The following is a 20,368-nucleotide window of genomic DNA, read 5'->3' as shown; positions in this document are numbered from 1 at the left end:
GTGCTGCCGGGCCGGGCCGCCTCACTCGTCGAAGGAGACCAGCACCTTCACGGTGTCCTCCAGTTTCTTGTCCGACACCTCGAAGGCCCGCTCCATCTCGCTGAAGGGGAAGCGGTGGGTGGTCAGCCGGGTCGGGTCGAGGCGCTTGTTCGCCAGCACCCGCAGCAGCCGCTCCATGCGGAGCCGCCCGCCGGGGCACAGGCCGGTCGCGATCGTCTTGTCGGCCATGCCGACGCCCCATTCGACGCGCGGGATGTGCACGAACTCGCCCTGGCCGAAATAGCCGATGACGGAGATCGTGCCGCCCGGCTTGGTCACCTTGACCGCGGTCTGGAAGGTGACGTCCGCGCCGAGCGCCTCGATGGCGGTGTCCACGCCCTGCCCGTCGGTCAGTTCGCGGATCCGCTCGACCACGTCCTCCTTGCTGAAGTCCACGATCACGTCCGCGCCGTAGAACCGGGCGAGTTCCTGCCGGCTGGGCACCGACTCCACGCCGATGACCAGGCCCGCGCCGCGCAGCCGCGCCCCGGCCGTGGCCATCAGTCCGACCGGGCCCTGTGCCAGCACCGCCACGGTGCCGCCGATCGGGATGGCGCCGTGCTCGGCGCCCATGAAGCCGGTGGACAGCATGTCGGCGCAGTAGACGGCCACGTCGTCGGGGATGTCGTCGGGGATCCGCGCCAGGTTGGCGTCCGCGCCGCTGACATGGAAGTACTCGGCGAACACGCCGTCCTTGAGGTTGGCGAACTTGAAGCCGCCCAGCGCTCCGCCCGACTGCGAGGGGTAGCCGTTCTGCGCGGCGAGGTCGCCCCAGTCGGGGGTGATGGCCCCGGCCAGCACCCGGTCGCCGGGCCGGAAGTCCTTGACCTCGTCCCCGACCGCGTGCACCACGCCGACGCCCTCGTGGCCGAGGGTCAGGTTCGTCCGGGGGCCGATGCCGCCCTGCACGGTGTGCGAGTCGGAGGTGCAGATCAGGGCCTTGGTGGTGCGCACCACGGCGTCGGTGGGCCCCGGCTCGGGGATCGGCTTGTCCATGAAGCCGACGCTCCCGATCTCCTTCATCACGAATGCCTTCACCGACCTGTGCCCTCCTGCCGGACGCCCGACCTCGCGTCACCGTGTGGATCTCTCACCGCTCCGGGCGGCGGCCGACGGCGGGCCCCGCACACCGTGATCACCGTCTCACGGGGCCCTGGGGAGCGCGCGCCGGCCAGCGGCGGCGTTGATGCGTTCCGGTGAAAGCGGGGCCATGTCGGGCGCCGGATCCTCCGCGCCCCGGCGGGGCGCCCGCATCGTGGTGACTCCGTCGCGCGGTGCGCGGGGCGGAGGGCGGAGGGTTCATGTCCGGCAGTGCCGCAGGGCGCGCCTTCATCGGTTCGTTCACGTCGGCGGGTGGGCCGGGGATCGTCGTGGCCGACATCGATCCGCGCACCGGGGCACTGACCTGGGCGGGCGCCGTGAAGTCCGTCGCCGACCCGTCGTACCTCGCGGTCGGGCACGGAGAGGCGGGCCCCGTCCTCTACGCGGTCTCCGAGACGGTCGCGGGCGCCGTGGCCGCCTACGACGCCACCGGGGCGGTGCCCCGTCCGCTCGGTGAGCCCGTGCAGGTCGGGGGCGACGAACCGACTCATCTCGCCCTGGCCCAGGGGTATCTGCTGACCGCCAACTACGGCTCGGGCAGCGTCAGCGCGCTGCCGCTGACGGCCGAGGGCCTGCCGCTGCCGCCGAGCGCGGTGCTGCACCACGAGGGCTCGGGACCGCACCCGGAACGCCAGCGCTCCCCGCACGCCCACCAGATCGTCCCCGATCCGACGGGCCGCTGGGTGCTCGGTGTGGACCTCGGCACCGATTCCGTGCGGATCTGCTCACTGGACGAGCGCACGGGCGGACTGCGCCCGCACGGAGCGACCGCGCTGCCCCCGGGCACCGGACCCCGGCATCTCGCCTTCCACCCCTCGGGGGACCACGCCTATATCCTCGGGGAACTCCGGCCGGCGGTGACCGTGTGCCGCTGGGACGCCGCCGCCGGAGTGCTGCGCACGGTCGGCGAGGCCCCGCTGTTCCCGGGCGGCACGGATGTCCCGGTCCAGCCCTCCGCCCCGGTGGTGGCACCGGACGGCCGGTATCTGTGGGCGGCGGTGCGCGGCACCGACACCGTGGCCGTCCTCGCCCTGGACGCCTCGGGGGAGCGGGCGGAACTGGTGACGGCGGTGCCGTGCGGCGGCCGCTGGCCGCGCGACCTGGTGCTCGATCCGGGGGGCCGGCGGCTGTACGCGGCCAATGAGCGCTCGGGCGAGGTGACCTGGCTCGACCTCGACACCGCGACCGGCGTCCCCCGCCCCGCGGGATCGCTGCCCGTGCCCGCCGCCAGCAGTGTCGCCTTCGGATGACGGCACTTCGCACCAGGAGCAGGACCAGGATCAGAAACAGGACGACGACCGGGACGAGGACGAGGGAAGAGGATGGCCGAGCGACAGAGCGAGAGAGAACGCATCGTGGTCGGGGTGGACGGCTCGGAGGGCTCCAAGCAGGCCCTCAACTGGGCGGTGCGCCAGGCGGAACTCACCGGCGGCTGGGTGGAGGCGGTGATCGCCTGGGACGTACCGCAGTTCCACGGCGCCCTCGGCTGGATGCCGCCCTCCAGCTCGGACGAGGCCGCCCTGGAGGGACGGGCGCGGAGCGAGGTGACCTCCGCGGTGGAGGAAGCCGTCGCGGCACACCCCACGGTGCAGGTCAGCACGGTGGCGCGCTACGGCACCCCCGCCGGCGTACTGCTCGAAGCCTCCCGTGACGCCGCGCTGCTGGTGGTCGGCAGCCGGGGCCTCGGCGGCTTCAAGGGACTGCTCCTCGGGTCGGTCGCCCAGCACTGCGTCCAGCACGCCCACTGCCCGGTCCTCGTCCTCAGGGGGCAGGAGGAGTGAGGCGCGGCGGGCCGGTGCGGTGTCTGGCCCGGCGGGTGTGAGCGGACGGTGAGGTCGGCCGACCGAGGCGTACGAGGGCTCGCACCCGGTCCGTGTCAGGCGGAGGGGGAGAGCTGGTCACGCACCCACGCCGGGTCGGGATTGACGTACGGGCGGCCCGACACGATGACGGTCGGTACGGTCTCGTCGCCGCCGTTGGCCGCCCGTACCGCCGCCGCGCCGTCGGGGTCGCGCCAGATGTCGACCCAGTGGAGCCGACGGGCGCCGCGGCCCAGGCGCAGGCGCAGCCGGAGGCAGTAGGTGCAGCCGGGACGCCAGTAGACGATGGGCCGGCCGTCCCTCTCGCTGCGCTGTGCGGCTTCCGAGGCGCTGACAGAACGCGGGTAGATCAGGGGGGAGTTGAGGGCGGCGAGCACGGCGAACGCCGCCACGACCGCCGCGCCGATGCCGGGGACGCCCTCCCGGAACGGTCCCGTCGCCGCGACGAGGCCGCAGAGCACCAGCAGTGTCGGCAGGGTCCAAGGGCGCTTCATGGTGACGTACGTTATCCGCAGGGGTGGACGGGCGGCGCGCACCCCTTTCCGCGCCGCGGGATTCAGCGCACGTCTCCGCAAGTCTCCCTGGCGTACGGCGCGAAGTGGTCCTTCGGCCCAACTCCTCGGCGCCGCCGGGGTGGTGGGGGCGGTGATCCTGGCTCAGTCCCGCGGCCGTCAGTCCTCGTCCTGCTCCGTGTCGTCGCGATGAACGACGCCGTCCTCGTCGAGCCGGGGGTGGATGCGCTCGGGACCGTGGTCGCTGGTGTCGGACGGGCGCGGGCCCTCGGGGCCGTCGGGCCCCCAGCGCAGCATGCGGCGGGTGCGGATGATCCGGTACGTGATGTCGAGGACCTCCAACTGGTTGACCCGGCCTGAGCGCAGCCGCTCGGAGGCCTCGGCGTAGGCGAACAGCACCGGATCGGCGCCGGGGTCGGCCGCCGTCACGGTGCGGGCGTCGACGAGCCGGTCGGCTTCCACGGGGATCAGACCGCGGGTGCGCGGTTCGAGCCAGGTCAGGAAGAAGTCCAGCGACTTGCGGGCGCCGAGCGCGGTGGTGTGCGGACGGCTCGCGGGTTCCCAGCCCTTGCCGTCGCGTTCCGCGACCGTGAACGTGGTCGGCAGCAGGACGACGTCCGGGTGGGTCTGCCGGGCCCGGCGGGACTCGCGGATCACGAAGTCGGGGAAGCGGGAGCCGGCGTACACGAAGTCGCGCAGCGCCAGCCGCTCGGTGGCCTGCGCCGGGGTGAGGGGCGCGTCCGGGTCCAGGACCAGACCGGCGTCGACCTCGGGCTCCCGGCTGCTGACGCTCCAGTCGGGGGAGAGGGGCTCCGGATCGGTGGGGCGCGGCAGTTCGATACCGCCCGCGCCGGAGCCGGCCCACTCCTCGGCGCGCACGATCCGGTAGCGCGTGCCCAGCACGGTGAGTTCGTCGACGGGCTCGGTCTCCAGCCGGGCGACCGCCGCGAGCAGGGCCCGGCGCTCCGCCCTGTCCTTGGCCTCGTCCTTCGCGCGGAACCACAGCCGGGAGTACAGGGTGTCGCGCGAGATCTGCGGGAAGGGAGCCGTGATTGAGGTCACCGCCCGCCAGCGCTGCCCGTCCTCGGCGGTCTGCGCGACCACCCCGAACAGGGGTCCGCGCACGGCCACTTCACCGGCGCTGTGCACGGCGTCGAGGGCGTCGGCCTCCATGGCGGCCTCGACCGGCTCCACCGGAATGCGCACGACCACCGGCCGAACCCCGTCCCGACTGACATTCCCAAGGTCCATGCCCCCATCCTGCCGAGCGGGAGGTAAGGTCAGCGCGGTTTTTGGTGAAATACCGCTGCCCGTGCCGAAAACCAGCCATCCGTGGGGGATCGGCGGCCGTGGGGTGACGGCTCCCGGGCTAGGGCCTGTCTGACCATTCCCGTCTGCCGCGCGACGCCATGCACGCACTCTCGCGGCACCGGGCGCAGGCCCGAGTACGTCCAGTACGAGGGCCTGCGCCCGGCACCCCGAGAGCACGCACCTGACGCCGCGCGGCCGCCCTCCGGGCGACGACGGGAATTGTCAGACAGGCCCTAGTGTCCTGAGTCCTTGATCCATCGTTGGTCAGGACATGGGACGTCCTGGGCCGAGACTGGCCGAGTTGGTGTTGTCGGATCACGAGCGGCGGGTGCTCGGTGGGTTGGTGCGGGGGCAATCGACGCCGCAGGCTCTGGCGTTGAGGGCCCGAATCGTGCTGGCGTGCGCCGAAATGGAGCCTGATGGACTGCCCCGGTCGGCCAGTTCGGTGGCCGCTGCCGCCGGGGTGACCACGGAGACGGTATCCAAGTGGCGGGGCCGTTTCCTCAGAGACCGGCTGGACGGCCTGGGTGACGCGCCCCGCCCGGGCCGGGAGCGGACGGTCACCGATGAGCAAGTCGCCGAGCTGGTCCGGATGACGCTGGAGACGAAGCCGAAGAACGCCACGCACTGGTCGACACGCTCGATGGCCGAGCGGGTCGGCCTGTCCCAGTCCACCGTCTCCCGGGTCTGGCGGGCCTTCGGCCTTCAGCCCCACCGGGCCGAGTCATTCAAGCTGTCCACCGATCCATTCTTCGTCGACAAGGTCCACGACGTGGTCGGGCTCTACCTCGACCCGCCCGAAAGGGCACTGGTGCTCTGCGTCGACGAGAAGTCCCAGATCCAGGCACTGGACCGCTCTCAGCCTGTGCTGCCGATGATGCCCGGTGTCCCGCAACGGGCCAGCCACGATTACGTGCGCGCGGGCACCACGACGCTGTTCGCCGCTCTGAACACGGCCACCGGCAAAGTCATCGGCTCACTGCATCGCCGCCACCGCACTGCCGAGTTCAAGAAGTTCCTGGCCAAGCTGGAGCGCGAGATCCCGACCGGCCTGGAGGTGCACCTCGTCCTGGACAACTACGCCACTCACAAGACCGAGACGATCAAGAAATGGCTGCTGGCCCATCCCCGTTTCCAGCTGCATTTCACACCCACCGGCTCGTCCTGGCTGAACCTGGTCGAGCGGTGGTTCGCCGAGCTGACCAGCAAGAAGCTCCGCCGCGGCGTCCACCGCTCCGTCCAGGCCCTCGAACGAGACATCCGGGCCTGGGTCGCCGACTGGAACGACAACCCTCGCCCATACGTCTGGACCAAGACCGCCGATCAAATCCTCGAATCCCTCGCCAGCTACTGCCGACGGATCAAAGACTCAGGACACTAGGCGTCGGGGGCGGCGAGTTGCGGCGGAGGGGCCTGCCGGGAACTTCCCGCGCGCCCCCGGAGCGTAGGGCCCCAATAGCTCCACGAGCCCAGGCAGAAGGGCTCCCAGGGCTTCAAGATCAACGCATTGCCGCCTATGACCCGCATCGCAGCGTCCTGGCGGTGCCCGCCCTGATCTACCTGCTCGGCTTCACCCCCGCCTCCATCAGGGCCAGGATCAGGACGGTCACGCTATTCGCCCACTGCGGCGTCCTCGCCGCGCTTGTGTGCGGCGGCGAGGTCGGCGAAGCCGGCGCGGGGGAAGGCACGTGATGTTCCTCTGCCGCCAGGCTCTTGGCTCCCTCGGCCCCGTACCGGCCCACCCCCGCGTCGGCGTGTCCGGCCGGCCTCATGTCGGCGGACGTATGCGACGGTCGTCTTCCGGTTTTGCTTTCGTCAGCCCTCGTGCACCGCATCTGCGACGCGATCGCCGTTGTTCTCGGCGCTTTCGCTCCCGGGAAGGACGACCGGCAGCCCCGCTGCCTCCCACGCCTCAAGGCCGCCCGCCACGCTGTAGACGGAAGACCGGCCCGCGCGGATCGCCTGCACGCCGCCCTGCGCGCTGCGGTTGCCTGTGCGGCAGACGAAGGCCAGTGGGCCGTCAGGCAGATCCGACAGCGACGCCGGCAATGTGCTGAGCGCGGCGTGGACGGCGCCGGCCGGGTGACGCGCTGCCCATTCATCGTCTTCACGGACATCGACCAGTGTGAGTTGCCCATTCTCGGCGCGGCGACGCGCCTCGACAGGAGACAGGTCAGCGGGCATGCGACCGTCGCCGGAACTCAGGCTCTGCGCGGGCAGGACCGTCCGGATCGCCTCGTAGTTCGAGGCATGGACGACGGTTATCTGCTGTCCCGTCATCGGGCAGACGTCCATTGCCTCTTCCCAGTGACGGGTGGACTCCCATTCCGCCACGTTGACGAGAGGGAATTTGCTCCCCGGAACGATCGTGCGGAACATGTACGTCCGGATGAAACCGGGCTGCGCCGCCATCACCTCCGCAGCATCTTGCCATGCGGCGAGATAAGAGGCTTCCTTCTCCTCGTCGATCTCGATCGGAATGATCACGACGTGGCGATTTTCCATCTGCTGCCTCCTCAAGTATTTCAACTACCGGCATGCGGCTCGATCCGGAGGAATTCCCAACGAATGCGGGAAGGGGCCGGAACCATCTGGACGCAGCTTGCACACGCATATCCGCAGGCGACGAATCCTCTTGCTGGACCGGCAAGTTGCTCGGCGTGGTCCGGGGCCGTCGGCCGAACAGCCAGCCATCCCCGGCGGCGAGAGCCAGCGCGTTTTGCCAGGACAGCATGAATCTTTGCGGCATCCGTGGCGCCGTCGCACGCTGATGGCATGAGCGAGTTCGAGTTGATACGAGATGGTGAACAGACCTGGGACGTCGTGGTGGTCGGGGGTGGGACCGCCGGCCTTTCCGGGGCTTTGAATCTGGCCCGGGTGCGCCGGTCGGTTCTGGTGATCGACAAGGGTGAGCCCCGCAATGCTCCGGCTGCCGGCGCGCATGGTGTGCTCGGCCGCGAGGGCATCTCTCCTCTGGAGCTACTGCGGCTCGGGCGCGAGGAGGTCGCCTCGTACGGCGGTCGTGTTGTTTCGGGGCAGGTCACGCGGATCTCCCGGGACGGCGCGGGCTTCCGGGTTGTCACCGAGGACGGGCAGCACCTACGGACACGCAGAGTGCTGGTGACCACTGGTCTGGTCGATGTGCTGCCGGACGTGCCAGGGCTGGCCGAACGGTGGGGGCGGGACGTGCTGCACTGCGTGTACTGCCACGGCTGGGAAGTCCGGGACAAGGTCATCGGGGTGCTCGGCAACTTCCACCAGGCACTGTTGTTCCGTCAGATGTCCAAGGACGTCACGCTGTTCCTGCACACCGCAAGGGAACTGACCGACGAACAGTGGGAGCAGCTGGCTGCTCTCGGCGTCGCCGTGGTCGACGGTGAGGCCACCGGGCTCGAGGTCGACAGCCAGGACCAGCTGGCGGGCGTGCGGCTGGCATCGGGAAAGGTGGTGCCGGTCCAGCAACTGGTGGTCGCCCCCCGGTTCCTCGCGCGCGGGGGTTTCCTGCGCGAGCTGGGCGTGACGATGCGGGAACACCCCATGGGCCTGGGGGAGCAGCTCCAGGTGGACGCCTCCGGGTTCACCGGAGTGCAGGGCGTGTGGGCCGCGGGGAACGTCAGCGATGTATTGGCCGGGGTTCCCGCCGCGGCAGCGGCCGGCACCACCGCGGCCGCCGCGATCCACATGGACCTGCTGAAGGCCGACGCGGAAGCCGCCGCCCGTGCGGCGAAGGACGGTGAAGTGTTCAGCGGGGCGATGGAGGCCGAGGTGTCGCGGCGGGTGCTGGGCAGCCGTGCGCACGGACTGGGCTCCCTCCCCGGTGGGAACTGAGCCCTTACCGCGACCGGGTCAGGTGGCGCGGACCCGGAGGTGGGCCCGTTCTCCCTGGCGTCCAAGCAGGATGAGAAGTTCAACGGCCTGGTCGCCGTCGGCGCCACGGGCCGCGTCCAGGCCCCCTGCCTGGGCGATCTGCCGGTCGGCGGCGGCGAGTCGGGACTTCAGCGCACCGTCGGCGCGCCGGGTGAGGGCGCCGCGTCCGCGGGGGGTCTATGCGGGTAGATGATTCCCTCATCATAATGACGGGGGCATGCCATCCTGCATAGGGTTTTCACAGCGTGGGCAGATGAACTTCTCAGCTCTGCAAGGAAGTTGATACAGCGTCAGGCCAGAGGGTTGTCGTGTCCCTCGCCCCGCTCGTCGGCCGGCCGGGGGCCGAAGTGGCGGCGCTCCGCCCCCTCGATGGTCCTGTCGTTGATGGAGGCCTCGCGGCGGCACATCAGGCCGTTGTCGGCGAACTCCCACAACTCGTTGCCGTACGAGCGGAACCAGCGGCCCCCGGCGTCGTGCCACTCGTACTGGAAGCGGACGGCGATGCGGTTGCCGCCGAAGCTCCACAGGCTCTTGCGCAGCGCGTAGTCCAGTTCGCGCTCCCACTTGGCGGTCAGGAAGGCGACGATCTCCGCGCGGCCGGTGAGGAACACATCGCGGTTGCGCCAGACGGAGTCCTCGGTGTAGGCGAGGGCGACCCGGTGCGGGTCGCGGGTGTTCCAGGCGTCCTCGGCGGCCTGGACCTTGGCCAGGGCGCCGTCGAGGTCGAAGGGTGGCAGGGGCGGGCGGGTGTCGGACATGGCGGGGCGGTCCTCCGGGCCGGTCAGCGGATCGGCCGCAGCATGTCGGAGCGGACCCGCAGGGTCTGCTCGGCGGCGTCCTTCAGGTCGACGTACGACGTGGTCATGTATGCGACGCGGGCCAGTGTGTTGCCGTCGGCCCAGGCGCAGGCCGGATAGGTGAGGGCCTGTCCGTCGGTCCAACTGCGGCTCAGGTACTCACAGCTGACCCGGACGGGTGAGGAGGCCGGGGTGAGGTCCCTGGGCGGGGTGACCACTTTCACGGGGCTGGCCGTGGAGCCGCGCTCGGCGAGCAGCCGGGCGCGCAGCGAGGCGGTGTTCCTGAATCGGCCGTACATGCCGGTCACGACCACATCGTCGTAGTCGGCGCCCTTCAGTCGGTACGACGCGACGACGCCGTGGGCGGCTTCGGCGTCCAGGCTCGGCCGCCAGGTCCGCGCCATGGTCCGGCCGGTGGTCGCAGAGTCGTCCCGGCGCAGCTCGTACCGGCCGTCGAGCACCGTGTGCGGAACCGTCAGCGTGGAATCGGCCCGGGGAAAGCTCCGGTCGAGGACCTTCCCGGACAGCACGACCGCCGCCAGGATCGCCACGACCAGCAGCAGGGCCCCGCCGATGACCGCTGCCAGGAGGGCGACCCGTCTCTTCCGCGGCGGGGGCTGGGGCGGTGCGCCCCAAGGGTCGAGATGCGCCGACTGCGGCGCCGAAGGCATGGACATGCCAGAAAGATATCCGATGTGATCATGGAGTCACGCGCGCTGTCCGCCGGTGCCGCGCCAGTGCCGGATCTCCAGCGCCGCGGCGACGTCCAGCGGATGCTCGGCGAGGGGGCGGGGGAGCAGCCGGTCGGCGCGGCCGAGGCGGCGCAGCAGGGTGTTGCGGTGGGCGAACAGCCGGGTGGCGGCCCGCGAGGCGTTGCACTGTTCGGCCAGGAAGACACGGACCGCGTCGATGAGGTCGTCCGGGGCGTGCTCCAGATCGCCGAGGGTGCGCTGGACGAAGCGGTCGGCGCGCTCCAGGTCCTGGGAGAGCAGGGCGACGAGTTCGACCTCGTCGTGCGAGGCGAGACGCTGGGCGGAGGCCAGCCGGGCGAGCATCCGCTGGGTGGTGAGGGCGTCCAGATGGCTGCGGCGGAAGCCGTCGACGCCCAGGGCCGGTGAGCCGAGCGCGATCCGCACGGCGGGCAGCCGGCCGAGCCCGGCCCGCACCCGGTCGGTGTCCGGCCGCCCGGTGAGCCACACCCAGCGGGTGGCGTCGCTCGCCATGACGCTGAGCAGGTGCGCGGGACCCGCCGCGGCGGCCAGCAGATCGGCGGCGCGGTCGAGCTGGCGCAGCTCCGCCTCGGGGGCGTCGGTCCAGACGACGGCCGCGGTATGGGTGCCGTCCAGCGGATAGCCGAGGCGGGCCTCGGCGCGCTGACGGGCCATGGGCGCGCCGTCCAGGAGCAGGGTGACGGTCTCGCGGCGCTCGGCGTGGGTGCCGCTGGTCAGCTCGGTCAGCTCGGCGTTCATCTGCGCGGACACGGCCGCGACGGTCCGGTCGACGAAGTCGGAGATGGAGCGCAGGGACACATCGAGCAGCTCGGCGAGTTCCTCGTTCTCGCCGGTGAGCGAGCAGGCGATCCGCGTCCACACCCGCACGGCCACGCTTTCGCCCGCGCGATAGGAGTCCAGCGCGGACTCGGCCAGCCCTCGGCGCACGATGTCCCGGGCGATGGCGCGGGTCACCTCGCTCTCATGGGCGGGCACGGGCGCGCCCGGGGCGTTGATGTTGGCGGCGGCCCAGTGCAGCAGATTGGCCCGGTTGGCCCGCCGGATGCCGGCCGAGAGCACCGGATCGTCGGCGATCGGCCTGCGCGACTCGCCGGCCAGGGTGGCCGCGTCGAGCTCGGCCAGCCACTCGGGCCGGGGGGTGAGGGCGATCTCGGCGCCCTGCCGGATCAGCTTCCGGATCCGGGGCGAGGGGGGACTCCACGACATGGCAGGCACCGTAGCAGTGCCAGAGTGCACAAGTGGAGGGCGAATCCTGGTGCGAACTGCCTCTAGGCGTGGGCCGTGTTCATTCCGACGATGGAGCGATCCACCGCCGCTGTGAGGGAGCCGCCCATGTCCTGCGAAGCCGACGCACCCGCCGCCGAGCATCTGGACGTCCTGATCGTCGGCGCCGGGATATCCGGCATCGGCGCCGGCCACTATCTGACGACCGGACTGCCCGACAAGAGCTTCGCGATCCTGGAGGCGCGCGCCGACCTCGGCGGCACCTGGGACCTGTTCCGCTACCCCGGCATCCGGTCGGACTCCGATCTGCACACCTTCGGCTACGAGTTCAAGCCGTGGCGGGACGCGGAGTCGATAGCCGACGCGCCGCAGATCCTCGCCTATCTGCGGGAGACCGTGCGCGAGAACCGCCTGGAGTCCCGCATCCGCTACCACCACAAGGTGCTCGGCGCCTCCTGGTCGAGCGAACAGGCGCGCTGGACGGTCGAGATCGAGCGCAGGGACACCGGCGAGCGGACGACGCTGACCTGCGGCTGGTTCTTCTGCGCGATGGGCTACTACCGTTATGACGCCGGATTCACCCCGCACTTCGAGGGGCGGGAACGTTTCACCGGGGCGATCGTGCACCCCCAGCAGTGGCCCGAGGACCTCGATCACGCGGGCAAGCGCGTCGTGGTGATCGGCAGCGGCGCCACTGCGGTCACCCTCGTTCCGGCGATGGCGCGCACCGCCGCCCGGGTGACGATGGTCCAGCGCACCCCGTCGTACATCATGCCGGTGCCCCGCAAGGACCCGATCGCCAACGCGCTGCGCGGACTCCTCGGCGACCGGCGGGGATACGCGCTCGCCCGGCGCAAGAACATCGCCCGGCAGCGCGCCGTCTGGTCCTTCTGCAAGCGGCACCCGAAGGCGGCGCGCCGGATCATCCGCTGGGTCAACACCCGGCAACTGCCCGCGGGCTACCCTGTCGACGAGCACTTCAACCCGCCGTACGACCCCTGGGACCAGCGGCTGTGCGCGGTCCCGGACGGCGACCTCTTCCAGGCCATCAGGAACGGCAGCGCCTCGATCGTGACCGACCGGATCAGCACCTTCACCGAGAAGGGCGTCCTGCTGCGGTCGGGCCGCGAGATCGAGGCCGACATCATCGTCACCGCCACCGGACTGAACGTGCGGGCGCTGGGCGGCATCCCGGTGACCGTCGACGGAGCCGCCGTACATCTGCCCGACACCATCGCCTACAAGGGCATGATGCTCTCCGGCGTCCCCAACCTCGCCTTCGCCATCGGCTACACCAACTCCTCCTGGACCCTGAAGGTCGGCCTGCTTTGCGAGCACTTCTGCCGTCTGCTGGCCCATATGAGCACGCACGGCTACGACAGCTGCCGCCCCGAACCCGCCGACCCCGCCATGCCGACCCGGCCGTTCCTCGACTTCGGGGCCGGCTACATCCAGCGCGCCGTCGACCAACTGCCCCGGCAGGGCGACCGCATGCCCTGGCTGACCTCCACCGGCTACACCGACGACGTACGACTGCTGCGCTGCGACAGCGTCACCGATCCCGAACTGCGCTTCGCCCGGGTCGGCGCCGCCGAGCGCCGGGCGGTGGCCCGATGAACGACACCGAGGACCGCTTCCTCACCACACCGGCGGGCCTGCGCCTGTGCTACCGCCTCGACGGACCCGAAGACGGTGTGCCCCTGCTGCTGATCGCCGGTCTCGGCCTGGACCTCACCTCCTGGCCGCGGCCGATGGTGGACGCCTTCACCGGCAACGGCTTCCGGGTCGTCCGCCCCGACAACCGGGACATCGGCCGCTCCGACCGGATGCGGACCCCGCCGCCGGGGCTGCTGCGCCAGGCGCTGGCCCGGCCGCGCCCGGACGCCTACGACCTCGCCGACATGGCCGAGGACACCCGCCATCTCCTCGACCACCTCGGCATCGAACGGGCCCACCTGGTCGGCATGTCGATGGGCGGCATGATCGCCCAGACCCTCGCGGCCCGGCACCCGCACCGGGTCACCACCCTGACGTCCGTCTTCTCCACCACCGGCAGCAGGAAGGTCGGTCAACCGGCGCTCTCCACCCTGGTGCGCATGGCCAGGCGCCTCGCCAGGACCCCCGAGGAATCGGTGACCCGGCACCTGGCCCTGCTCGCCCACATCGGCTCCCGGGTCTTCCCGCCCGACGAGGCGCGCGAGCGGGCCTGGGCCGGCGCGGTGTGGGAACGCGGCCGGGACCCCGAGGGCGTCGCCCGCCAGATCGGCGCCATCCAGGCATCCGGCGACCGCGCCGCCGAACTGCGCCGGATCACCGCCCCCACCGTGGTCGTGCACGGCACCCGGGACCCCATGGTGCACCCGAGCGGCGGCCGCGCCACCGCCGCCGCCGTCCCCGGCGCCCGGCATGTGGAGATCACCGGCATGGGCCACCATCTCGCCCCCGGGGTCCTCGACCGCCTCGTCGGCCTGACCACCGACCTCGCCCGCGGCCACGGTGCCGCCGTCACCCGCACCCGGACGGGGGAAGCCGCATGAACACCGTCACCGGCAAGGTCGCCGTCGTCACCGGCGCCGGCTCCGGCATCGGCCGGAGCCTCGCGTCCGAACTCGCCCGCCGCGGCGCCCGGCTCGCCCTCAGCGACATCGACGGAACCGGCCTGGCAGAGACCGCCGCCCAGGTCACGTCCCTCGGCGCCGAGGTGCACACCGCGCGGCTCGACGTCAGCGACCGTACGGCCGTCGAGAGTTACGCCACGGCCGTCGCCGAGCACTTCGGGGCGGTGCATCAGGTGTACAACAACGCCGGTATCGGCGGAGGCGGCGGCACCGTCCTGGAGACCGACTGGAGCGTCTACGAGCGTACGATCGCGATCAATCTCTTCGGGGTCGTCCACGGCACCAAGGCGTTCCTGCCCCATCTGATCGCCTCGGGGGACGGACATGTCGTCAACATCTCCAGCCTCAACGGGATCATGGCGCAGCCCACGCTGAGCGCCTACTGCGCCGCCAAGTTCGGGGTGCGCGGATTCACCGAGACGCTGCGCACGGAGATGCTCGCGGGGCACCATCCCGTACGGGTCAGCGTCGTGCACCCCGGCGGGGTCAGGACCAACATCGCCGCCGCGGCCCTCGGCGCGGCCCGCGGGCAGGGCATCGAGATCCCCGCCCGGCAGCTGGCCCGCGCCCGCGTCTACAACGACAAGCTCCTGAAGATGCCCGCCCGGCAGGCCGCCACGATCATCGTCGACGGGGTGGAGGCCGGCCGGCCACGCATCATGGTGGGCCGGGACGCCCAGCTCGCCGACCTCGTCGTCCGGCTCTTCCCACGCCTGTCACCGAAGCTGACCGTACTGCTCGAACGCAGGCTCTTCGGCAAGGCGTGAGGGGGAGGGGGCGATCACTCCGCTGCCGTGCCTCCCTCCTCCACCACCGTCCGCAGCGCGATGTAGTCCGTGCCGGGCCGCAGATGCAGGCTGAAGACCGTGAGCAGGTCGCCCTCGGTGCTGTACCCCGCCTTTGTGGCGCGCGGTGCCAGGGCCCGGCCGCCGACCAGTGCCGGGAGGCCCGCCACCCGCAGGTCCACTCCGTGGCGCGGGGCGGCCCTGACGAACTCGATCCGGGACCACTCCACGGTCTCGGTGAAGGGCGCCAGGGTCATCCCGGCGCGGGTGAACGTCAGCGGCCCCAGGCCCAGTTCGCCACCGGCGCGCAGCTCGGCGAGATGCCGCTGCCCGAGAGCCGCGCCGACCCGCTGGGACGCCACCGTGATGAAGCTCTCCGCGCTGCCCCGCGCGGCACCCCGGAAGAGGACGTCCCCGAGGCTCGCCCCGGGCTCGGAGGCGAAGAAGTTCTTCGCCTCCACCCGGATCCTGCGGCCCGTGTACGGCACGATCACCGTCTTGAAGTAGTCGTGCGAACGGGAGAAGTTGATGGAGACCTCGACATGGACCGTGCCCACCGAGGCGATCTCGGGCCATGTGTGGACACGGGCCCGCCCGCCGCGGCGGCCGATCCGGAAACCCTCCTCGTACAGATCGATCCGCATCCCGGTGTGCCGCACCATGAACGCCAGGGACACCGCCAGCACCGCGAACGTGACGACGAGCGTCACCACCAGCGACGCGTCCGCGGACTGCTTGCTCCATACGACGCACTCGACGACGAAGCAGATCACCGCGACCGTCATCACCTGGAGAGGGCGGCGCGGCAGAGTCCCCCGGTAGACCCGCACCAACTCGCCCAGCCCGTCCGTCTGTTCCCGCCCCGACTCCACGTCCACCTCACAAGATCTCGAAACCGTCCGGCGACGAGTCTCGAAGCGGGCGCCCCGGGTGGCCAGGGTGGAAATACTCAAAGTCCGGGGCCACTACATTGATGCGGATGACGACGCGGGCACAGGTGACGACGGACGGCGGCCTCGGCGCCGAGGCGACCACGCTGATCGGCCGGCGGGCCGAGACCGCCCGGGTCGGACGGCTGCTGTCGGGCGCCCGCCTGGTCACGCTCACCGGTGTCGGCGGCGTCGGCAAGACCAGGCTCGCGCTGCGGGTCGCCCGGGACGCTGAGGCCGCCTTCCCGGACGGCGTCCATGTGGTCGAACTCGCGGACCTGCGGGAGGGCGACCTGCTGGCGCAGCGCCTGTGCACCGCGCTGGGCCTCGCCGACCCGGGGCGCGCGGGGAGCGACGGCACGGACGTACTGGCCGCTCGACTGCGCGACAGACAAGCACTGTTGGTGCTCGACAACTGCGAACACCTCGTCGACGCCTGCGCCCTGCTCACCGAGACCCTGCTGCGCGCGGCGCCGGGCCTGCGCATCCTGGCGACCGGCCGCCAGACGCTCGGCATCACCGCCGAGCACGTCTTCCCCGTGGAACCCCTGCCCGTCCCGGACCCCGCAGGTGAGCCCTCCCTCGGTGAACTCCTCGGCTGCCCGGCCGTCACCCTGTTCGCCGAACGCGGCGCCGCCGTCAGCCGCGGATTCGCCGTCACGGCTGAGAACGCGACGACGGTGGCCCGCCTCGTGCACCGGCTCGACGGGCTGCCCCTCGCGATCGAACTGGCCGCCGCCCGGCTGCGCACCCTCACCGCCGAGGAGATCCTCGACCGGCTCACCGACCGGTTCGCGCTGCTGACCACGGGCAGCCGCACCGCCGTGCCCCGCCAGCGCACCCTGCGCGAGCTGATCGACTGGAGCCACGCCCTGTGCACCGACCGGGAACGCGCGCTGTGGGCACGGGCCTCGGTCTTCTCCGGCGGCTTCGACCTGGCCGGCGCGGAGGCCGTCTGCGCCGACGCCGACCTGCCCGCCGCCGCGGTGCTCGACGTCCTCGACGGGCTCGTGGAGAAGTCCGTCCTGACACACCGGCAGCACGACGGCCGCTCCCGCTACCACATGCTGGAGACCGTACGGGAGTACGGGCAGGAGCGCCTTGCCGCGTCGGGCGGCGAGGGCGTACTGCGCCGCCGGCACCGCGATCACATGCTCGCGCTCACCGGGCGGGCCCAGCGGGAGTGGTTCGGGCCGCGGCAGGTGGAGTGGTTCACCCGGCTGCGGCTGGATCATGCCAACCTGGGCGCGGCCCTGGAGTACTGCCTGCGGACGCCCGGTGAGACGGCGGCGGGACTGGCCATGGCGGTCGCGCCGCGGCACTACTGGATCCGGTCGCGCTCCCTCGCCGAGGGCCGGCGCCGGCTCGGTGACCTGCTGGCCGCCGGGGACGGCGAGGCGGGCCCGCCGCGCGCGTACGCCCTGGCCACCCACGTCTACCTCGGCATCCTCCAGGGCCGGCCGGCCGAGGAGTCGCTCGCCGCTCTGGACGACTGCGCGGCGCTCGCCGAGCGGCACGGCGATGTCCACGCCGCGTCCTGGATCGCGCACCATCGCGCGATGCTCGCCACCTGGCGCGGCGAGTTCGCGGCCGCGGCCGCGCTGTTCGAAGGGGCCCGTACGGCCTTCCGCGCCGCCGGGCTGCTCGACGCGGAGGTCGAGTGCGCGGTCAAGCAGGCCATCGTCCACGCCTACGGCGGTGACGCCGGTACGGCCGCGCGGCTGTGCCGTGAGGTGCTGACCGTCACCGAGGCGCACGGCGAGAGCTGGCTCAGGGGGCTCGCGCTGTTCGCCGAGAGCCTGCTCGCCCGGCGGTCCCGCGCGCCCCGGGAGGCCGCCGAGCCGGCTCGCCGCGCCATCCGTCTGCTCCGCCCCTTCCACGACTGGTGGGACATCGCGATGTGCGTGGAGGTGATCGCCTGGAGCAGCGCGGGTGAGCCGCGGCGGGCGGCCCGACTGCTGGGTGTGCTGCACCTGTTGTGGGGATCGGTCGGGGTGAGCCTGAGCACGGCGCCGTTCATGCGCGAGGAGCACGGCCGGTTCGAGGAGGAGGTGCGGTCGGCGCTCACCGCGGCCGAGTTCGAGCGGGCGTTCCGGCGCGGCGCCGAGACCACCCTGGACCAGGCGCTGGACCATGTCCTGGACGCGGCACCGCCCGCGCCCGGGGAACGCCCCGCCTCGCCGCTGACCCGGCGGGAGTGGGAGGTGGCGGACCTCGTCGCGGAGGGACTCACCAACAAGCAGATAGCCGCGCATCTCGTGATCGCCCGGCGCACCGCGGAGAACCACGTCGAACGGATCCGCGCGAAGCTCGGCTTCACCTCCCGCTCCCAACTGGCCGTCTGGGCACATCGGAAGAGGGAGGAGGGCGCCCCGTGAGCATGGGCTTCGTTACCGGAGACGGCGAGCGGTGTCCGGTGGTGGATGCCCAACCGGGTGCGGGAGTACGGCCGACCGGTCCTGGCCGCCGGCGCCGGACCCGGCACCCGAGGGCCCGGTGCTTCAGGACGGCAGATGCCCCGCGAGGGCTTCGAGGAGCCGGTCCGCGGGCAGGGCCGGCAGGGTGCGGCCCGCGTGGCCCGTGGTGGTCGTCGCGGCGAGCAGGGAGTTGAGGACGGCCTCCTCGACGGCGTCCAGGACGGCCGCGAACAGCGGGCTCAGATCGGCGTCCGGGACCGGCGCGCCGGAGTCCGGGCGGGTCGTGAAGACGAGGGCGTAGTCGCCGCTGCCATGGCTGTAGGCGGCGCCGACGCGGGCCAGCGCGAACACGGCGCGGCGCGCGACGCGGGTGAGTTGGCGGGCGTCCAGCGGGGCGTCCGTGGCGACCACGATCATGCAGGAACCGGTCTCCGCGGCCGGTCCCGGAGCGCCGCTGAGGCCGAGGGAGCCCGGGGTGATGGCGCGGCCCAGCACCCGCAGCGTGCCACCGAAGTTCGCCTGCACCAGGGCCCCGACCGTGTACGGCCGCCCGCCCAGGTCCGTCGTACGCGAGGACGTGCCGATGCCCGCCTTGAAGCCCAGGGCGCCGGTGCCGGTGCCCGCGCCGACACAGCCCTCGGCCACCGGGCCGCCGCAGGCCGAGTCGAGCGCGGCCCGCACATGCTCCTCGCGCACCGGGCGGGCGCGGATGTCGGACAGATGGCCGTCGTTGCACTCGCCCACGACCGGGTTGAGGCTCTGTACGCCCGAGCAGCCGGGACGCTCCAGCATCCAGCCGACCAGGGCGTCCGCGACCCGGAACGCCGACAGGGTCGAGGTCAGCAGGATCGGCGTCTCCAGCGAGCCGAGTTCGGTGAGCTGGGTGGTGCCGATGAGCTTGCCGTAGCCGTTGCCGGTGAACACCCCGGCGGGCAGCGGCGCGTGGGGACCGACCGCGTCCGGTACGACGGCGGTCACCCCGCTGTGCACATCGGGCGGCCGGCGGACCGTGGTGTGCCCGACCCGGACGCCGGGCACATCGGTGATCGCGTCGAGCGGCCCGGGGGCGAACTCCCCGACCACGATCCCGAGATCACGGGCCCGGGGCCGGGCCGGGGACGGGTGCGCGGAGGATTCCATACCGCAGGACGCTACCCCCGCCGCCCCCTCACGCCGCCTGCTCCTCGATGTAGGACAGGCACGCCTGCCGGGAGTCCTCCTCATGGACGACCTCCCAGCCGTCGGGCACGGTGATGCCGACGGGCCAAAGGGAGTACTCGGCGAGGGAGTTGCGCAGGACGACGTAAGAACGGTCCGTGTCGTCGAAGGGGTTGGTCATCGAGGGCTCCGGTCGAAGGGGGCGGGTCTCAGTCGAACAGGCGGCGGCTCATGCCGCGCACGGCGAGGAACCAGGCGGCCGCGGTGCAGCAGCCGAGCACCGCCAGATGCAGCAGATCGACGGCGCCGAGCGTGCCGAAGGCCGCGTGCCGCACCAACTGCATGCAGTGGTAGATGGGGTTGACGGCCGCCACGATCCGCAGCCAGCCGGACAGCCCCGACAGCGGGAAGAAGACACCCGCCGCCATAACGAGCGGCGTGAGGACGCCGGAGACGACCAGCCGCAGCCAGTCGATCGCCGGGACCAGCGTGGAGACCCACATCCCGCCCAGCGCGAAGGCCAGCCCCGACACCAGGGTGATCAGCGGCACGAGCAGCAGCGAGGGCCCCAGCGGCAGACCGATGGCGATGGTGACGAGCAGCGGCACCGAGCTGTAGACGGCGGACTTCGCCGCGATCCAGGACGCCTCGGCGGTGACCAGCTCCCACACGTCCACCGGGCGGCTGAGCACCGCGTCGTAGAGATGCTGGTAGCAACGCCGGTTGTAGGTCTCGAACATGCCGGCGAACGCGGAGGCGAACAGGACGGAGGTGACGACCATGCCCACGCCGAGGAACTGCGGATACGGGCGGCCCTCGGCCGAGTTCACCAGATGGTTGAAACCGGCGCCGAAACCGGCCAGGTACACCAGCGGCTCGATCAGCGAACCGAAGGTGATGGCGGGCCAGTAGCGCCGGAACAACAGCAGTTCACGCCGCCACACCGCGCGCAGCGCGGGCAGCAGGGTGGGAGTGGGGGCGTCGTCGGCGGCCGTCGGCGCGAGGGTCTTCGCCGGGGGAGCCGGTGCGGCGCTCGTCATGAAGGGGTCCCTTCTGGTG

General features: G+C 72.0%; 21 protein-coding genes. 10 read left to right on the top strand and 11 right to left on the bottom strand.

Annotated elements, in window-relative coordinates; genetic code table 11:
• Nucleotides 1-21: 21 nt before the first annotated feature.
• Nucleotides 22-1,077, bottom strand: a complete 1,056-nt coding sequence (locus HEP81_RS02585; RefSeq protein WP_037664161.1) for an NAD(P)-dependent alcohol dehydrogenase — start codon at nt 1,075-1,077, stop codon at nt 22-24.
• A gap of 263 nt (nt 1,078-1,340) precedes the next feature.
• Here HEP81_RS02585 and HEP81_RS02580 point away from each other — a divergent pair, with 263 nt between their 5' ends.
• Nucleotides 1,341-2,390: a lactonase family protein gene (locus HEP81_RS02580; protein ID WP_037664157.1), complete on the top strand. Its 1,050-nt coding sequence runs from the start codon at nt 1,341-1,343 to the stop codon at nt 2,388-2,390.
• Nucleotides 2,391-2,462: 72 nt separating this feature from the next.
• On the top strand, nt 2,463-2,921 hold the full coding sequence (locus tag HEP81_RS02575; protein ID WP_037664156.1) for a universal stress protein: 459 nt from the start codon (nt 2,463-2,465) through the stop codon (nt 2,919-2,921).
• Nucleotides 2,922-3,016: 95 nt separating this feature from the next.
• Here HEP81_RS02575 and HEP81_RS02570 read toward each other — a convergent pair whose 3' ends face one another.
• Both HEP81_RS02570 and HEP81_RS02565 read right to left on the bottom strand, forming a co-directional pair.
• A complete protein-coding gene (locus tag HEP81_RS02570; RefSeq protein ID WP_037664150.1) occupies nt 3,017-3,454 on the bottom strand; it encodes a glutaredoxin domain-containing protein in 438 nt (145 codons plus the stop codon).
• A 177-nt stretch (nt 3,455-3,631) separates the two neighbouring features.
• Nucleotides 3,632-4,723, bottom strand: a complete 1,092-nt coding sequence (locus HEP81_RS02565) for a DUF5954 family protein (RefSeq protein ID WP_037664147.1) — start codon at nt 4,721-4,723, stop codon at nt 3,632-3,634.
• A gap of 331 nt (nt 4,724-5,054) precedes the next feature.
• Here HEP81_RS02565 and HEP81_RS02560 point away from each other — a divergent pair, with 331 nt between their 5' ends.
• Entirely contained in the window at nt 5,055-6,164 is a 1,110-nt protein-coding gene (locus HEP81_RS02560; RefSeq protein ID WP_182786078.1) for an IS630 family transposase, read from the top strand.
• Nucleotides 6,165-6,325: 161 nt separating this feature from the next.
• Entirely contained in the window at nt 6,326-6,475 is a 150-nt protein-coding gene (locus HEP81_RS02555) for a hypothetical protein (protein ID WP_190275934.1), read from the top strand.
• Between the two features lie 123 nt (nt 6,476-6,598).
• Here HEP81_RS02555 and HEP81_RS02550 read toward each other — a convergent pair whose 3' ends face one another.
• Nucleotides 6,599-7,288: a rhodanese-like domain-containing protein gene (locus tag HEP81_RS02550; protein WP_051849890.1), complete on the bottom strand. Its 690-nt coding sequence runs from the start codon at nt 7,286-7,288 to the stop codon at nt 6,599-6,601.
• A 270-nt stretch (nt 7,289-7,558) separates the two neighbouring features.
• Between HEP81_RS02550 and HEP81_RS02545 the strand changes: the two genes are divergently transcribed.
• A complete protein-coding gene (locus tag HEP81_RS02545) occupies nt 7,559-8,611 on the top strand; it encodes an NAD(P)/FAD-dependent oxidoreductase (protein WP_037652256.1) in 1,053 nt (350 codons plus the stop codon).
• 39 nt (nt 8,612-8,650) lie between these two features.
• Nucleotides 8,651-8,839, top strand: coding sequence for a hypothetical protein (locus tag HEP81_RS02540; protein ID WP_037651988.1), 189 nt, complete (start codon nt 8,651-8,653; stop codon nt 8,837-8,839).
• Between the two features lie 101 nt (nt 8,840-8,940).
• Here the strand turns inward: HEP81_RS02540 and HEP81_RS02535 are convergent, their stop codons facing one another.
• Genes HEP81_RS02535 through HEP81_RS02525 form a run of 3 tightly spaced genes read right to left on the bottom strand, consistent with a single transcriptional unit; the run spans nt 8,941 to nt 11,384 of the window.
• Nucleotides 8,941-9,408, bottom strand: coding sequence for a nuclear transport factor 2 family protein (locus HEP81_RS02535; protein ID WP_037651990.1), 468 nt, complete (start codon nt 9,406-9,408; stop codon nt 8,941-8,943).
• Between the two features lie 23 nt (nt 9,409-9,431).
• A complete protein-coding gene (locus HEP81_RS02530) occupies nt 9,432-10,124 on the bottom strand; it encodes a hypothetical protein (RefSeq protein ID WP_051849891.1) in 693 nt (230 codons plus the stop codon).
• Nucleotides 10,125-10,154: 30 nt separating this feature from the next.
• The gene (locus HEP81_RS02525; protein ID WP_037651993.1) at nt 10,155-11,384 is read right to left on the bottom strand and encodes a PucR family transcriptional regulator; all 1,230 of its coding nucleotides are present in this window, start codon (nt 11,382-11,384) and stop codon (nt 10,155-10,157) included.
• 126 nt (nt 11,385-11,510) lie between these two features.
• Here HEP81_RS02525 and HEP81_RS02520 point away from each other — a divergent pair, with 126 nt between their 5' ends.
• Genes HEP81_RS02520 through HEP81_RS02510 form a run of 3 tightly spaced genes read left to right on the top strand, consistent with a single transcriptional unit; the run spans nt 11,511 to nt 14,787 of the window.
• The gene (locus tag HEP81_RS02520) at nt 11,511-13,019 is read left to right on the top strand and encodes a flavin-containing monooxygenase (RefSeq protein WP_037651994.1); all 1,509 of its coding nucleotides are present in this window, start codon (nt 11,511-11,513) and stop codon (nt 13,017-13,019) included.
• Nucleotides 13,016-13,939, top strand: a complete 924-nt coding sequence (locus HEP81_RS02515; protein ID WP_037651996.1) for an alpha/beta fold hydrolase — start codon at nt 13,016-13,018, stop codon at nt 13,937-13,939. Before HEP81_RS02520 ends, HEP81_RS02515 begins: the two co-directional genes overlap by 4 nt.
• Entirely contained in the window at nt 13,936-14,787 is an 852-nt protein-coding gene (locus tag HEP81_RS02510) for an SDR family NAD(P)-dependent oxidoreductase (RefSeq protein WP_037651998.1), read from the top strand. The genes HEP81_RS02515 and HEP81_RS02510 overlap by 4 nt, the downstream gene beginning before the upstream one ends.
• A 14-nt stretch (nt 14,788-14,801) precedes the next feature.
• Here HEP81_RS02510 and HEP81_RS02505 read toward each other — a convergent pair whose 3' ends face one another.
• A complete protein-coding gene (locus tag HEP81_RS02505) occupies nt 14,802-15,677 on the bottom strand; it encodes a hypothetical protein (protein ID WP_157854324.1) in 876 nt (291 codons plus the stop codon).
• A 107-nt stretch (nt 15,678-15,784) separates the two neighbouring features.
• Here HEP81_RS02505 and HEP81_RS02500 point away from each other — a divergent pair, with 107 nt between their 5' ends.
• Complete coding sequence (locus HEP81_RS02500; protein ID WP_037652000.1) at nt 15,785-18,112, top strand: ATP-binding protein; 2,328 nt, start codon at nt 15,785-15,787, stop codon at nt 18,110-18,112.
• A 123-nt stretch (nt 18,113-18,235) separates the two neighbouring features.
• Here HEP81_RS02500 and HEP81_RS02495 read toward each other — a convergent pair whose 3' ends face one another.
• Genes HEP81_RS02495 through HEP81_RS02485 form a run of 3 tightly spaced genes read right to left on the bottom strand, consistent with a single transcriptional unit; the run spans nt 18,236 to nt 20,349 of the window.
• Nucleotides 18,236-19,291, bottom strand: coding sequence for a P1 family peptidase (locus tag HEP81_RS02495; RefSeq protein WP_037652003.1), 1,056 nt, complete (start codon nt 19,289-19,291; stop codon nt 18,236-18,238).
• Nucleotides 19,292-19,319: 28 nt separating this feature from the next.
• Complete coding sequence (locus HEP81_RS02490) at nt 19,320-19,490, bottom strand: MbtH family protein (RefSeq protein WP_078967156.1); 171 nt, start codon at nt 19,488-19,490, stop codon at nt 19,320-19,322.
• A gap of 28 nt (nt 19,491-19,518) precedes the next feature.
• A complete protein-coding gene (locus tag HEP81_RS02485; RefSeq protein ID WP_051849893.1) occupies nt 19,519-20,349 on the bottom strand; it encodes an ABC transporter permease in 831 nt (276 codons plus the stop codon).
• Between the last annotated feature and the right edge of the window lie 19 nt (nt 20,350-20,368).

This window comes from Streptomyces griseofuscus, from assembly GCF_014673495.1.
GTDB lineage: Bacteria > Actinomycetota > Actinomycetes > Streptomycetales > Streptomycetaceae > Streptomyces > Streptomyces murinus.
This window is presented reverse-complemented; position numbering and strand designations above follow the sequence as displayed.

Bases quoted from the DNA above. Each gene is read 5' to 3' on its own strand.
- HEP81_RS02580 (WP_037664157.1), top strand. From the start codon at position 1,341: ATGTCCGGCAGTGCCGCAGGGCGCGCCTTCATCGGTTCGTTCACGTCG.
- HEP81_RS02575 (WP_037664156.1), top strand. From the start codon at position 2,463: ATGGCCGAGCGACAGAGCGAGAGAGAACGCATCGTGGTCGGGGTGGAC.
- HEP81_RS02570 (WP_037664150.1), bottom strand. From the start codon at position 3,454: ATGAAGCGCCCTTGGACCCTGCCGACACTGCTGGTGCTCTGCGGCCTC.
- HEP81_RS02565 (WP_037664147.1), bottom strand. From the start codon at position 4,723: ATGGACCTTGGGAATGTCAGTCGGGACGGGGTTCGGCCGGTGGTCGTG.
- HEP81_RS02560 (WP_182786078.1), top strand. From the start codon at position 5,055: ATGGGACGTCCTGGGCCGAGACTGGCCGAGTTGGTGTTGTCGGATCAC.
- HEP81_RS02550 (WP_051849890.1), bottom strand. From the start codon at position 7,288: ATGGAAAATCGCCACGTCGTGATCATTCCGATCGAGATCGACGAGGAG.
- HEP81_RS02545 (WP_037652256.1), top strand. From the start codon at position 7,559: ATGAGCGAGTTCGAGTTGATACGAGATGGTGAACAGACCTGGGACGTC.
- HEP81_RS02535 (WP_037651990.1), bottom strand. From the start codon at position 9,408: ATGTCCGACACCCGCCCGCCCCTGCCACCCTTCGACCTCGACGGCGCC.
- HEP81_RS02530 (WP_051849891.1), bottom strand. From the start codon at position 10,124: ATGTCCATGCCTTCGGCGCCGCAGTCGGCGCATCTCGACCCTTGGGGC.
- HEP81_RS02525 (WP_037651993.1), bottom strand. From the start codon at position 11,384: ATGTCGTGGAGTCCCCCCTCGCCCCGGATCCGGAAGCTGATCCGGCAG.
- HEP81_RS02520 (WP_037651994.1), top strand. From the start codon at position 11,511: ATGTCCTGCGAAGCCGACGCACCCGCCGCCGAGCATCTGGACGTCCTG.
- HEP81_RS02515 (WP_037651996.1), top strand. From the start codon at position 13,016: ATGAACGACACCGAGGACCGCTTCCTCACCACACCGGCGGGCCTGCGC.
- HEP81_RS02510 (WP_037651998.1), top strand. From the start codon at position 13,936: ATGAACACCGTCACCGGCAAGGTCGCCGTCGTCACCGGCGCCGGCTCC.
- HEP81_RS02500 (WP_037652000.1), top strand. From the start codon at position 15,785: ATGACGACGCGGGCACAGGTGACGACGGACGGCGGCCTCGGCGCCGAG.
- HEP81_RS02495 (WP_037652003.1), bottom strand. From the start codon at position 19,291: ATGGAATCCTCCGCGCACCCGTCCCCGGCCCGGCCCCGGGCCCGTGAT.
- HEP81_RS02490 (WP_078967156.1), bottom strand. From the start codon at position 19,490: ATGACCAACCCCTTCGACGACACGGACCGTTCTTACGTCGTCCTGCGC.
- HEP81_RS02485 (WP_051849893.1), bottom strand. From the start codon at position 20,349: ATGACGAGCGCCGCACCGGCTCCCCCGGCGAAGACCCTCGCGCCGACG.